Origin of the sequence: Paraburkholderia sp. UCT31, assembly GCF_014397655.1 — a bacterium.
Classification (GTDB): domain Bacteria; phylum Pseudomonadota; class Gammaproteobacteria; order Burkholderiales; family Burkholderiaceae; genus Paraburkholderia; species Paraburkholderia tuberum.
Map to the genome: position 1 here is coordinate 53,027 of NZ_VZQP01000048.1, position 13,356 is coordinate 66,382.

At 65.1% G+C, this 13,356-nt stretch carries 10 protein-coding genes and 1 pseudogene; all 11 read left to right on the top strand.

All coding sequences use genetic code 11. The features are described from left to right. Positions 1–166: 166 nt before the first annotated feature. A complete protein-coding gene (locus tag F6X40_RS31275; protein ID WP_184072657.1) occupies positions 167–736 on the top strand; it encodes a pseudouridine synthase in 570 nt (189 codons plus the stop codon). 495 nt (positions 737–1,231) lie between these two features. After that, on the top strand, positions 1,232–1,417 hold the full coding sequence (locus F6X40_RS31280; protein ID WP_090801582.1) for a hypothetical protein: 186 nt from the start codon (positions 1,232–1,234) through the stop codon (positions 1,415–1,417). Between the two features lie 144 nt (positions 1,418–1,561). Next, complete coding sequence (locus tag F6X40_RS31285; RefSeq protein WP_184072659.1) at positions 1,562–2,077, top strand: DUF192 domain-containing protein; 516 nt, start codon at positions 1,562–1,564, stop codon at positions 2,075–2,077. A gap of 316 nt (positions 2,078–2,393) precedes the next feature. Continuing rightward, complete coding sequence (gene fusA, locus F6X40_RS31290) at positions 2,394–4,499, top strand: elongation factor G (protein WP_187630482.1); 2,106 nt, start codon at positions 2,394–2,396, stop codon at positions 4,497–4,499. A gap of 202 nt (positions 4,500–4,701) precedes the next feature. Then, positions 4,702–5,229, top strand: coding sequence for a cupin domain-containing protein (locus tag F6X40_RS31295; protein WP_090801585.1), 528 nt, complete (start codon positions 4,702–4,704; stop codon positions 5,227–5,229). Positions 5,230–5,267: 38 nt separating this feature from the next. Beyond that, positions 5,268–6,287, top strand: a complete 1,020-nt coding sequence (locus F6X40_RS31300; RefSeq protein ID WP_187630483.1) for a HoxN/HupN/NixA family nickel/cobalt transporter — start codon at positions 5,268–5,270, stop codon at positions 6,285–6,287. Between the two features lie 387 nt (positions 6,288–6,674). Beyond that, positions 6,675–8,348 (top strand): ABC transporter substrate-binding protein, encoded by a 1,674-nt coding sequence (locus tag F6X40_RS31305; protein ID WP_187630484.1) that lies wholly within the window; start codon positions 6,675–6,677, stop codon positions 8,346–8,348. 41 nt (positions 8,349–8,389) lie between these two features. Beyond that, a complete protein-coding gene (locus tag F6X40_RS31310) occupies positions 8,390–9,418 on the top strand; it encodes an ABC transporter permease (protein ID WP_184051567.1) in 1,029 nt (342 codons plus the stop codon). Continuing rightward, a complete protein-coding gene (locus F6X40_RS31315; RefSeq protein WP_184051565.1) occupies positions 9,415–10,311 on the top strand; it encodes an ABC transporter permease in 897 nt (298 codons plus the stop codon). Before F6X40_RS31310 ends, F6X40_RS31315 begins: the two co-directional genes overlap by 4 nt. Next, positions 10,308–12,497 (top strand): ABC transporter ATP-binding protein, encoded by a 2,190-nt coding sequence (locus F6X40_RS31320; protein ID WP_187630485.1) that lies wholly within the window; start codon positions 10,308–10,310, stop codon positions 12,495–12,497. Before F6X40_RS31315 ends, F6X40_RS31320 begins: the two co-directional genes overlap by 4 nt. 420 nt (positions 12,498–12,917) lie before the next feature. Next, a pseudogene (locus F6X40_RS31325) lies at positions 12,918–13,356 on the top strand (hypothetical protein); the annotation flags it as partial.

Sequence of the window (13,356 nt, forward strand, 5' to 3'; positions counted from 1 at the left end):
CGCTATTCTAGCCCACGTCCCACGCGCGACGCGGCCGCCCCTCGCTCCGGGTTTTCCAACATAGACGGCCTCTCGAACGCGCCACGCTCCTCTATAAGATAGAAGAATCTGCGTCCCGGTTTATGCATTATCATCGCGCCGTATCGCTCTGCCGTATCGCTCTCCTATGCGCCTTCTCGCCCTCAACAAGCCGTTCGGCACCATCTGTCAATTTTCGCCACACGAGACGCGGACGTCGCTTGCCGACTGGGTCAGGCTACCCGGCGTCTATCCGGCCGGCCGGCTCGACTCCGATAGCGAAGGCCTGCTGCTGCTCACCGACGACGGCGCGCTGCAGGCGCGCATCGCCGAGCCGCGTCACAAGCTCGTCAAACGCTATTGGGCGCAAGTCGAAGGCGCGCTCGACGACGCCGCGTTGAAAAAGCTCGCGCGCGGCGTCGATCTCGGCGACTACGTGACACGCCCATGTCAGGCGAGCTATGTTGAACCGTCCAGCTCGCTGTGGGCGCGCACGCCGCCGATCCGCTATCGCGCCGCGATCCCGACCACATGGATCGAGCTGTCGATCACCGAAGGCAAGAACCGTCAGGTGCGTCGCATGACGGCGGCGGTGGGTTTTCCGACGCTGCGTCTCGTTCGCGTCGGCATCGGTGCGCTTGACATTTTTTCACTCGGACTGCAACCTGGACAGAGCACGGAGTTGCGAACGAACGCGCCATGGGATGGCGTCGCCTGAACATGATTTGACGATTGTTCGTTCATCGCCGCAACACCGCGTGCCGAACTCACGCACGCACGAATCAGCCTGCACGTGCTCACTCCAAACCCGTTTCACGGCTGTGACAATCAAGCTAACTCGTTGTAGCAGCACGCAAAATAATGCGTGAAACGCAGGCCCGAAATGCGTGAAACAAGTGGGCTCGCCGCGAGCCTGCGCCACGCGGTTTGATCGCGTGTCATCACGATCAAAATATCCGCGCAATTCGCGTCAACCGCCGTACAACTCCACGCGTTATCCGACGCAGATGCCGCCGAAGCTATCCGGCATTCAGCCTTAAAGACATTTGCATACGCCGTTTTCGCGGCGAGTACGAAAGTCCGAACGCTAGCAGACGCGTCGAAAAATTTGTTCGATGCGGCTGTCAACCGAAAGGTGGATGGCACGTTTACCGACATGACTCTACATATGCCGGGTCATTTGGTTAATTAACTCAAGCTGAGGATTCACAAAATGAACAAACTGATCGCCGCTCTGGTCGCTGGCCTCTTCGCAACGGCAGCATTCGCACAAGCATCGGCACCGGAAGCAGCTCCGGCAGCTCCGGCAGCAGCTTCGTCGGCAAAGAAGACCACCAAGCACGCTCACAAGAAGTCGCACAAGAAGGCAGCAGCGGCCGCTTCGGCAGCTTCGGAGTAAGTTGCTTGTAAAAACGCAGTAAAGAACTAGCTTCACTGCCGTTCTTACGGCGTTGTAAGGCAGATCACCGCAAGGCGATCTGCCTTTTTGTTTTTGACGCGCTCGCGTAACATGCGCGAGTCAATTTCAGCAAGGAGTCTTGCCGTGCGATTTTCCATGCGCTCGTCGATGGCGCGTTTCGCCATTGCCGTAGCACTGCCGCTCGCGGCGCTGTCGTTCGTCGTCACCACGGCTCCCGCCCAGGCGCAGCAGATGCCGCCGGGCGCCAAGCAGCCGAGCGAGTTTCCGCGCGTCAAGCTGACCGCTGGCATGTTCGTGATCGACGCGGCCGTCGCCGCCAACGACGCGGACCGCGAACAGGGCTTGATGTATCGCACGAAGCTAGCGCCGAACGAAGGGATGCTGTTCGTGTTCAACGAGAACGCGGGCCACTGCTTCTGGATGAAGAACACGCTGATCCCGCTGTCGATCGCATTCATGCGCGCCGACGGCACGATCACCGACATCGACGAAATGCAGGCCGAGACCACCAACAACCACTGCCCGACGCACAACGGCGTGTTCGCGCTGGAAATGCCCAAGGGCTGGTTCTCGGCGAAGGGCATCAAGCCGGGCATGCAGGTCCAGGGCTTACCGCCGGTGCCGGGTGTCACGCAGTAAGACCCTCACCGCCGGGCCGCGTGTTCGTGCAGCCCCGTAAATGGCCCCGGAGCGGCCTCTGAGCGGGGGCACCGTCCCGCCCGCTGTCCCGCGAAAAGCCGGCGTCTCAACCCGAGGCGCCGGCTTTTTTTCGCCCGCTCAGCCCCGCGCCACCAGCCTTCGCGCCGGCTGGCAGGATTCATGCAAAAGACCAATCGACGCGCTATCCTTGTAATCTCGATAAGGTAACGCCAGATAAAGCACCACTCAGACTCCCCGGGCGGCCCACGCGGTCGCCCGACATGCGTTTCAGGCGCGCCATTACAAGGAGATTCACGTGCCCCGCAAGACTCCCATCGAGCGCTACCGGAATATCGGCATCAGCGCTCACATCGATGCCGGCAAAACCACCACCACCGAACGGATCCTGTTCTACACCGGCGTGACCCACAAGATCGGCGAGGTTCACGACGGTGCGGCGACGATGGACTGGATGGAACAGGAGCAGGAGCGCGGCATCACGATCACGTCGGCGGCCACGACCGCGTTCTGGAAAGGCATGGCCGGCAACTATCCCGAGCATCGGATCAACATCATCGACACCCCCGGGCACGTCGACTTCACGATCGAAGTCGAGCGCTCGATGCGCGTGCTCGACGGCGCCTGCATGGTGTACGACTCGGTCGGCGGCGTGCAGCCGCAATCGGAAACCGTGTGGCGCCAGGCGAACAAGTACAAGGTGCCGCGCATCGCGTTCGTCAACAAGATGGACCGCGTCGGCGCGGACTTCTTCCGCGTGCAGCGGCAGATCGGCGATCGTCTGAAGGGGGTCGCCGTGCCGATCCAGATTCCGATCGGCGCGGAAGAGCACTTCCAGGGCGTGGTCGACCTCGTCAAGATGAAGGCGATCTACTGGGACGACGACAGCCAGGGCATCAAGTTCGAGTACCGCGACATCCCGGCTGAACTCGCGGCCACCGCGAAGGAATGGCACGACAAGATGGTCGAGGCCGCGGCCGAGGCGAACGAGGAACTGCTCGAGAAGTACCTCGGCGGCGAATCGCTGAGCGAAGCCGAAATCAAGCACGGCATCCGCGCGCGCACGATCGCCAACGAGATCGTGCCGATGTTGTGCGGCAGCGCGTTCAAGAACAAGGGCGTGCAGGCGATGCTCGACGCGGTGATCGACTATCTGCCGTCGCCGGTCGACGTGCCCGCGATCACCGGTCACGACGAGCACGACAAGGAAATCGAGCGTCATCCCAACGACGACGATCCGTTCTCGGCGCTCGCCTTCAAGATCATGACCGACCCGTTCGTCGGTCAGCTGATCTTCTTCCGCGTGTACTCGGGCGTCGTCAACTCGGGCGACACGGTCTACAACGCGGTCAAGGAAAAGAAGGAACGCCTCGGCCGGATCCTGCAGATGCACGCGAACGAGCGCAAGGAAATCAAGGAGGTCTACGCGGGCGACATCGCCGCGGCCGTCGGCCTGAAGGAAGCGACCACCGGCGACACGCTCTGCGATCCTGATCATGTGATCATCCTTGAAAAGATGATCTTCCCGGACCCGGTGATCTCGCAGGCCGTCGAACCGAAGACCAAGGCCGACCAGGAAAAGATGGGCATCGCGCTGAACCGTCTCGCGCAGGAAGACCCGTCGTTCCGCGTGCAGACCGATGAGGAATCCGGACAGACGATCATCTCCGGCATGGGCGAGCTGCACCTCGAAATTCTGGTCGACCGGATGAAGCGCGAGTTCGGCGTGGAAGCGACCGTCGGCAAGCCGCAGGTCGCGTATCGCGAAACCGTGCGCAACAAGGTCGAGGACGTCGAAGGCAAGTTCGTCAAGCAGTCGGGCGGCCGCGGTCAGTATGGCCACGCGGTGATTACGCTGGAGCCGTCCGAGCAGGGCAAGGGCTACGAATTCGTAGACGCGATCAAGGGCGGCGTGATTCCGCGCGAATTCATCCCCGCGGTCGACAAGGGCATCGTGGAAACGCTGAAAGCCGGCGTGCTCGCGGGCTATCCGGTCGTCGATGTGAAGGTCACGCTGACTTTCGGTTCGTACCACGACGTCGACTCGAACGAAAACGCGTTCCGCATGGCCGGCTCGATAGCGTTCAAGGAAGCGATGCGCAAGGCGAAGCCCATCCTGCTCGAACCGATGATGGCCGTGGAGGTGGAAACGCCCGAGGACTTCATGGGCAACGTGATGGGCGACCTGTCGAGCCGACGCGGCATGGTGCAGGGCATGGAAGACATCGCGGGCGGCGGCGGCAAGCTGGTGCGCGCGGAGGTGCCGCTCGCCGAGATGTTCGGCTATTCGACGTCGCTGCGCTCGGCCACCCAGGGCCGCGCGACCTACACGATGGAGTTCAAGCATTACGCCGAGACGCCGAGCAATGTCGCCGAGGCCGTGATCAACGCGAAGAAGCAATGACGCTGACGCGGCGGCGTTGAGCGCGACAAGCCGAAGCCCGCTCCCTGTGAGCGGGCTTTTTTTATGGCGCCGTTTGCATCGTCGAGCCACGCACCCGTTTTTTGAACGTGCCAGAATGTTCATCAGCCATGCGGCACGCCCCTGAATCGTAAGACCGAAGCGAACGACTCGAACGCGGCACGCCAGCCGAGGAGGAGACACGATGAGCCACGATCACGAACATCCGCATTACCGGGCCGAGCACGACGCCGCCGAAGCCAGCCAGCAGATCGACTGGCGCGAACACGGCGTGAAGGTCATCCGCGGCGATCAGCTCGACACCAACACCGCGCAAACGCCGGGCATGAACCGCGCGGCCGCGATCAACGCGGCGCGCGTCGGCGCGCAGAAAATCTGGGCCGGCACCGTGACGATCCATCCGAATGCGAAGACCGGCGCACATCATCATGGCGCGCTCGAAAGCGTGATCTATGTTGTGCGCGGCCAGGCGCGCATGCGCTGGGGCGAGCATCTGGAATTCACCGCCGAGGCCGGTCCCGGCGACTTCATCTTCGTGCCGCCCTATGTGCCGCATCAGGAGATCAACGCGAGCACCGACGAGCCGCTCGAATGCGTGCTCGTGCGCAGCGACAATGAAGCGGTCGTCGTCAATTTGAACATCGACGCGGTGGAGCAGCCGGAAACCGTCTACTGGGTCGATCCGATCCACAAGCATCCGCACGATCACTAAGCCGCTCATCAACCTATCCATTCATCCGCTCGTGCCACATGACGCCTAATGCCTCGCTGCGCCCTCGCCTCGTCGCGCTCTACGCGGTGCTGCTCGCCGCCAACCTCGGCGCATGGCTGTGGGCGCTAATCGCGTTTCGCCACTACCCGCTGCTGCTCGGCACCGCGCTGCTCGCGTATGGCTTCGGTCTGCGTCATGCGGTCGACGCCGACCACATCGCGGCGATCGACGCCGTTACGCGCAAGCTGATGCAAACCGGCATGCGACCGGTCGGGATCGGGCTCGCGTTTTCGCTCGGCCATTCGACGATCGTGATCGCGGCGACGATCGGCATCGCCTGGACCACGCATTCGCTGAATGGGCGCTTCGAGAGCTTCAAGGAAGTTGGTGGCACGCTCGGGACACTGGTTTCCGCGTCGTTCCTGCTGGTGCTCGCGGCGGTCAATCTCGTGGTCCTGCGCGACGTGTGGCGCCGCTACCGGCACACGCAACGCGGCGACGCTGCGACCACAGCGTCAGCCGATGCGCTCGCCCCAGCCGGGCTGCTGTCGCGCGCATTGCGGCCGCTGTTTCGGCTGGTCACGAAAAGCTGGCACATGTATCCGGTCGGCGTGCTGTTCGGGCTCGGCTTCGACACCGCGACCGAGGTCGGCCTGCTCGCGATCGCTGCGTCGCAGGCCAGCACTGGCCTGCCGCTCTATTCGATCCTCGTGTTCCCGGCGCTCTTCACGGCCGGCATGTCGCTTGTCGATTCGACCGACAACGTGCTGATGGTGCACGCGTACGGCTGGGCGATGGACGACCCGAAGCGCAAGCTTTACTACAACGCGAGCATCACGTTCGTGTCGGCGATGGTCGCGATCGTGATTGGCGGCGTCGAGGCGCTGGGGCTGCTGTCGGATCGCTTCGGCTGGAGCGGCGGGGTGTCGGATGCGATCGTCGGAATCAACGATCATTTCGGCGCGCTCGGCTATGCGATCGTCGCGGCCTTCATGGCGTGCTGGATCGGCTCGGTGCTGTTTCATCGCTGGAGACGGCCGGATACGGCGGCACGATAAGTGACCTGGCCTACCGGAAAACCGATCTACACCGTAGGTTTCTTTGAGAGTTCCACCTTGTTGAGTTCGAAACCGCATTTCGCGCCGTGTTGCTCCGCCAATCCGTCCACAATCGCGGCCGCCCCTCGCGAGCACGCGTCCGGTAACCGTTGTGACGACGACACACCGCGCGTCATTTATCGGCCGATCGACTAGCGCGGCGCGCCCCCGGTGCGCCAGAGCCGCGAGCAATCGCTTACACTGAGACCGCTCTGCACAGCGTTGCCCTTTTGCGATAGCGGCCCCACCACATCCCATCGCCCATCGGAAGGCGCGCTGCCCTCGCGCCGTCGCGCGGCTCGCGCGACGCCTCCGAACCAGCAACAGAACGGGTTGGACACGCCATCGATGAAAACGCCAGCGGACCGATTTCTCGCACCTGACGCATTGGACGCAGCCCGCCTCACAGCCGACGCCTATGGCAACCACGCCCTCGACGAGTTTGTCGCCGGCCGCATCACGCGCCGCGAGCTGCTACGACATGCGAGCGTGATCGGTCTGTCGCTTGCGGGTGGCGGCCTGCTCGGCGCGCCGCGAGCGCGGGCGCAAGGTGCACCGCCCACGTCGAACCAGACGATCCGCGTCGCGCATCTGACGCCGGCGGGCGCCGTCGATCCGCTGACGGTGACTGACGCCGCGAGTCTTGCGCTGCTGAACCAGACCGGCGAATTCCTGATCGACGACGACGGCGAGAAGCTGATGCTGAAGCCCGCGCTCGCGCTGTCGTGGAAGCCGAACGACAAGGGCGACGTGTGGACCTTCAAACTGCGCCCCAACGTGAAATTCCACGACGGCCAGAGCTTCGGCGCGAAAGATGTAGTCGCGACCTTCGACCGTCTCGCCGATCCCGAGAGCGGCTCGGCCGCGCTATCGGTACTAAAGGGCGTGCTGTCGAAAGGCGGCGCGAAGGTCGTCGATGAACACACGGTGGAGTTTCATCTCGACGCGCCGACCGGCAATTTCCCGTACTACGTTTCCTCGGATAATTACAACGCGGTGATCCTGCCCGCGAACTTCGCGGGCAACTACGAAAAGAGTTTCATTGGCACGGGTCCGTTCAAATTCGAAAAGTATCAGCCGAAGGTTGGCGCGTCGTTCGTGCGCAATCCCGACTACTGGGGCGAAAAAGCGTTACCGCAACGCGTACAGTTTTCGTTCTACGCCGACGAGCAGGCTCAACTGCTCGCGTTGCAAGGCCATCAGGCCGACGTGATGGGCACGTTCACCGTGCAGGGCGGCGCGGCCATCCTGAACAATCCGGACTACAAGGCGGTCGGCGTCAAGTCGAGCGCGCACCGCCAGATTCACATGCGCAACGACAGCCCGCTCTTCAAGGACAAGCGCGTGCGTCAGGCACTCGCATTGTCGCTCGATCGCGACGTGATCGTGCGTGGTCTCTTCAAGGGTCGCGCACAACTCGGCAACGACAGCCCGTTCGCGCCGGTGTTTCCATCGTCGGATGCGGGCGTGCCGCAACGCAAGATCGACGTCGCGAAGGCGAAGCAGCTGCTCGCGCAGGCCGGCGTGCCGAACGGTTTCGACGTCACGCTGACCACCGAAAAATACATGGAGATCCCCGACCTCGCGGTCGTCGTGCAGAACGCCGCGAAGGCGATCGGCGTGCGCATCAATCTGAAGGTCGAGAGCCAATCGCTCTACTACGGCGCGGGCACGCCGGGCAAATCCGACTGGCTCGACTCGCCGCTCGGCATCACCGATTACGGCCATCGCGGCGTGCCGAACGTGTTCCTCAACGCGACGCTGACGAGCAACGGCACATGGAACGCCGCGCACTTCAAGAATCCGCAATACGATCAACTGGTCGCGCAGTTCGTCGCGGCGATCGATCTCGCCACGCAAAAGAAAATCTCCGGGCAGATCCAGACGCTATTGCTCGACGAAACGCCGCTGATCATCCCGTTCTTCTACGATCAGCTGATCGCGATGCGCAAGGGCGTGAACGGCGTGCGCTTCACTGCGCTCGCGCAACTGTATTTCGATCGCGCGACGCTCAGCGCGTAAGCAGCGCGCTGTCCGCCTCGCTTTTCGCAGGAGAACTCACGATGTCGGCTCCGGCGCCCTCTCCCGCCTCGAATACATCGCGTCCGCCGCGCGCGACGAACGGCAACGCGGGCCGCGTCGCGCGTTTTCTCGCGACGCGCGCGGGTCTTTCGCTGATCACGCTGTGGCTGCTGTCGGTGATCGTGTTCGCGGGCGGCCAGCTGCTGCCCGGCGATATCGGCCGCGCGGTGCTCGGGCCGCTCGCCGATGCGCGCGCGGTCGCCGCGCTCGATCATCAGCTCGGCGCCGACCGGCCGCTGCTCACGCAATACATCGACTGGATCACGCATTTCGTGCGCGGCAACATGGGGCTGTCGTACGCGTATCGCGAACCGGTCAGGCCGTTCATTGCCGATGCGCTCGGGCATTCGGCGAAGCTCGGCCTGCTCGCGTTCATCGTCGTCGTGCCGCTCGGCATCGCGGGCGGCGTGTGGTCGGCGATGCATGCGGGGCGCTGGCTCGATCGCACGATCAGCATCGCCGGTTTGTCGGCGACCGTGGTGCCGGAGTTCGTGTCGTCGATCGTGCTGATTCTCGTGTTCGGCGTGTGGCTGCGCTGGCTGCCGATCGAGGCCTCATCTCCGCCCGATGCGAGCGTGCTCGAACAGCTGCGGCATCTGGTGCTGCCGGTGCTGCCGCTCGTCCTCGTGTTCTTCGGCTACATCGCGCGAATGGCACGCGCGGGCACCGTCGAAGCGCTCGACGCCGACTACACGCGCACCGCGATCCTCAAGGGCCTGCCGCGCCACGTCGTGATCTGGCGGCACGTGCTGCGCAATGCACTGCTGCCGACGATCACCGTCGCCGCCACCCAACTCGGCTACATGATCGGCGGACTCGTGGTGGTCGAGACGCTGTTCCACTATCAGGGCATCGGCTCGCTGATCTACAACGCCGCCAAGGCGAAGGACTTTCCAATGCTCGAAGCGGGCGTACTGACGATCGGCGTCGTCTATACGCTCGCGAATCTGGTCGCCGATGCGCTGCACGTGCTGCTCAATCCGCGACTGCGGGTGAGGACCGCCGAATGAATACGACCGTGCCGCCGGCTTCATCGACGCCACCAGGCTCGCCCGCGCCAGGCGCACCGGGCTCCGAGCCGCGTTTCCCGCGCCTCCTCCTGCTCCTCGGTTCGCCGACCTTCATCGTGGGCGCGCTGATCGTCGCGTGGTGGATCGTCTGCGCGATCGCCGGGCCGTGGTTCGTGCATCTCGATCCGTACGCGTCCGATCCGCTCAATTCGCTGACGCCGCCCGATCGCACGCACTGGTTCGGCACCGATCAGCTCGGCCGCGACGTATTCTCGCGCGTGATCGTCGGCGCGCGCGACATCCTGACGATCGCGCCGCTCGCGACACTGCTCGGCACCGCGGCGGGCACCGCGCTCGGCCTGGTGGTCGGCTACTTCGACGGCTGGGTCGACGACGTGATCGGCCGCATGATCGACGCGGTGCTCGCGCTGCCGCTCGTGATCGTCGCGCTGCTCGCGCTCGCCGCGGTCGGTGCGTCGAACTTCACGGTGATTCTCGTGATCGGCACCACCTTCACACCGATAACAGCCCGCACCGTGCGCGCCGCCGTGTTCGCAGAGCGGCATCTCGACTATGTGGCCGCCGCGCAGCTGCGCGGCGAACGCGCGCCGTACATCATGTTCGCGGAGATCCTGCCGAACGTGCTGCCGCCGATCGTCGTCGAAGCAACGGTGCGGCTCGGCTATGCGATCTTCGCGGTCGCGACGCTGTCGTTCCTCGGCTTCGGCATCCAGCCGCCGTCGGCCGACTGGGGGCTCGCGCTGTCCGAGTCGTACACGTTGATGGCGGGCGGCGCGTGGTGGACCGTCGTGTTCGCGGCGGGCGCGATCGCGTCACTGGTGGTCGGCGTCAATCTGATCGCCGACGGCGTGCAGGGAGTGCTTGACCAATGAACGGCCCACCGCCCTCCTCGTTCGCCGCGTTCGACGTGTCGAAAAGCGATCGCACCGATGCGCTGACCGTGGTCGGCCTGACGGTCACCTACCGGATCCGCGGACGCGATCGCGAAGTGCTGCAGGACGTATCGTTTCGCGTGCGACGCGGCGAGGCGTATGGGCTCGTCGGCGAATCCGGTTGCGGCAAGTCGACCGTGGCAATGGCGACGCTGCGCTATCTGCCGCGCAATGGCAAGGTGAAGGCCGGCAAGATCGTAATCGCCGGTGAGGACGTGCACAAGCTGGGTGCCGACGCGCTGCGCAGCATGCGTGCGACGACCGTCTCGATGGTCTACCAGGACCCGGGGCGCGCACTGAATCCATCGCTGACGATCGCCCGTCAGGTTTCCGAAGCATTCGAGGCGGCCGGCGTCGCGCGCGACGAGGCGCTGCAACGCACGCTCGAGATACTCAAACGCGTCCGCATCGCGGCGCCCGAGCGCGTGATGAACAGCTATCCGCATCAATTGTCGGGCGGGATGCAGCAGCGCGTCGTGATCGCGATGGCGCTCGCGTCGAACCCCGCGCTGCTGATTCTCGACGAACCGACTACCGGCCTCGATGCGACCGTCGAAGCGGAAGTGCTCGACCTCGTCGCACGGTTGCGCGAGGAACTCGGCACCGCGGTGCTGTTCATCAGCCACAACCTCGCGGTGATCGGCCGCATGTGCGAACGCGTCGGCGTGCTGTACGCGGGCAAGCTGGTCGAGGAAGGCGCGACCCAGGACGTGTTCGCGCGGCCGCGTCATCCGTACACGGTCGGATTGCTGCGCTGCCTGCCGACGGCCGGACGCAGCAAGGACAGCGAGCGGCTCGATACGATCGCGGGCGGCCTGCCTCTGCCGGGCTCGGTCACGCAGGGCTGCATCTATGCGGAGCGCTGCCGTCTCGCCGACGAGCGCTGCCGCCGCGACGCGCCGCCGCCCTATCGCCTCGGCGCCCGGCATGGCGATCAGATGGCGCGCTGCCACTATCACGAGCGTGCGATCGAACTGCCGCGTGCGACATCGAGCGCGGCGCCGGTGGCGGCCGCATCATCCAACGCGGCGCCGCGCGCGCCCACTGCGCCGGTCTTGCGCGCCCGGAACCTGTCGAAAACATTCCACGTATCGGGCGTCCCGCTGCGCGCGGTCGACGACGTGTCGCTCGAACTCGCGAGCGGCGAGACGCTCGGCCTCGTCGGCGAATCGGGCAGCGGCAAGACAACGCTCGCGCGGCTGCTGCTCGGCCTGCTCGCACCCGATGCCGGCAGCGCGCTCGAACTCGACGGCGCCCCGCTCGCCGCGCGCGTCACGCGACGCAGCGACGAGCAGCTGAAATCGCTGCAGATCGTGTTCCAGAATCCGGACTCGGCGCTCAATCGCGCGCATTCCGTCAAGCGGCTGATCGGCCGTGCGCTCGCGCGCTTCACCGCGCTGCGCGGGCCCGAGATCGACGCACGGCTCGCCACGCTGACGGACGCCGTGCGGCTGCCCGAGCGCTATCTGGACGCACGTTCACGCCAGCTTTCGGGTGGGCTCAAGCAGCGCGTCGCGATTGCGCGCGCGTTCGCCGGCGAACCACGCGTCGTCGTGTGCGATGAGCCGACTTCATCGCTCGACGTGTCGGTGCAGGCCGCGATTCTGAACCTGCTCGCCGATCTGCAGCGCGAGCGCGGCGTCAGCTACGTATTCATCTCGCACGATCTGCACGTGGTCCGCTATGTGTCGGATCGCATCGCGGTGCTCTACCTCGGCCGGCTGCTCGAAATCGGCCCGGCGGCGGCCGTGTTCGATGGACCGCAGCATCCCTATACCGAGGCGCTGCTGTCCGCCGTGCCGACGCTGCCGGGCGACGGCGCGTGCGGCGAGGTGCATCAACGTACGCGTATCCGTCTCACCGGCGAGTTGCCGGGGCCCGGCGCGATGCCGTCGGGCTGCGTGTTTCACACGCGCTGTCCGCGCAAGCTCGGCGCGATCTGCGAGCAGCAGGACCCGCCGTTTCTCGACGCGGACGGCGCCGCCGATCCGTCTTCCGCGCACCGGATTCGCTGCCATATTCCAGTCGCCACACTTCGCGAGCTGCAAAGCGAGCCGCGCGACGACAACGCGAGCGGCCCGACGTATGGCGGCAACTCCGACGATGCGTCGGAAAACGCCAGCTAGCGTCGACTCGAACCTCATCGACGCACACCGCCCCTCTTAACGAATCCCGCGTCGGAACACGCTTTTGCGTCCGCGCGTTTCATCGTCGCAACGTTTTGAGGCGTTTTTCCGGCGTGCGCATCGCACATCCCGATATCGCCCGTGTCGCTTCAAGGCTTTGCGAGGCGTGGCATGGATATCGCTAAATTAGCGGCCAAAGATTCGAAGCCAAACCGGGCGAGCAACGCCGCGCATATCCGCACGACGAGCGTCACCACGCGATGGCGCGACCTCGCGCGATCAGCACGGCAGCGACGCACGGACAACTTCGACACAACGGACCGGGGGTTCGACAAGACCCGCGTGCAGGCAGGTCGGCCGCCGCTGGAGCAGCTTGCGAAGGCGGCAGCGAGGTACCGTCCTTCGCTCTGGAGACGCGCGATGAAGACCGGAAAATCAGATCAGTACTACTGTGCAATGATGCGCGGCGCGGTGGTCCTCGCGGGGGTCGCGGTGTTGGCGGGCGGGACCGCGTACGGGGCGTCGACGGACGTGATCCCTCGCTGGATTGTGCTGGCCGACGCGTTGCGGGCGCAACCCGGCGATTCAACGCCGCTGCTGCTCGCGCAGAACGACGGCGCGGCGACCGGCGCCGAGGCTGGCACGGCCACAGCCGCCGACGATGCCGCCTCGGTGTTCGCGCCGGCCGGCTGCGGCGGGCTCGGCGGTCCGGGCTGCGGGCGGTTCGGCGGCGGCAGTGGCAACGGCAGCGGTAATGGCGGCGCGGCGGGTTCGAGCAATAGCGGTGCTGGCGCAAGCGGCAACAGCGGCGCCGGGGCGGCGGGTTCAGGGAGCGGAAGTGGGAGTGGCGGTGCGGGCA

Bases quoted from the DNA above. Each gene is read 5' to 3' on its own strand.
- F6X40_RS31280 (WP_090801582.1), top strand. From the start codon at position 1,232: ATGAACAAACTGATCGCCGCTCTGGTCGCTGGCCTCTTCGCAACGGCA.
- F6X40_RS31315 (WP_184051565.1), top strand. From the start codon at position 9,415: ATGAATACGACCGTGCCGCCGGCTTCATCGACGCCACCAGGCTCGCCC.
- F6X40_RS31300 (WP_187630483.1), top strand. From the start codon at position 5,268: ATGACGCCTAATGCCTCGCTGCGCCCTCGCCTCGTCGCGCTCTACGCG.
- F6X40_RS31310 (WP_184051567.1), top strand. From the start codon at position 8,390: ATGTCGGCTCCGGCGCCCTCTCCCGCCTCGAATACATCGCGTCCGCCG.
- F6X40_RS31305 (WP_187630484.1), top strand. From the start codon at position 6,675: ATGAAAACGCCAGCGGACCGATTTCTCGCACCTGACGCATTGGACGCA.
- F6X40_RS31320 (WP_187630485.1), top strand. From the start codon at position 10,308: ATGAACGGCCCACCGCCCTCCTCGTTCGCCGCGTTCGACGTGTCGAAA.
- F6X40_RS31275 (WP_184072657.1), top strand. From the start codon at position 167: ATGCGCCTTCTCGCCCTCAACAAGCCGTTCGGCACCATCTGTCAATTT.
- F6X40_RS31295 (WP_090801585.1), top strand. From the start codon at position 4,702: ATGAGCCACGATCACGAACATCCGCATTACCGGGCCGAGCACGACGCC.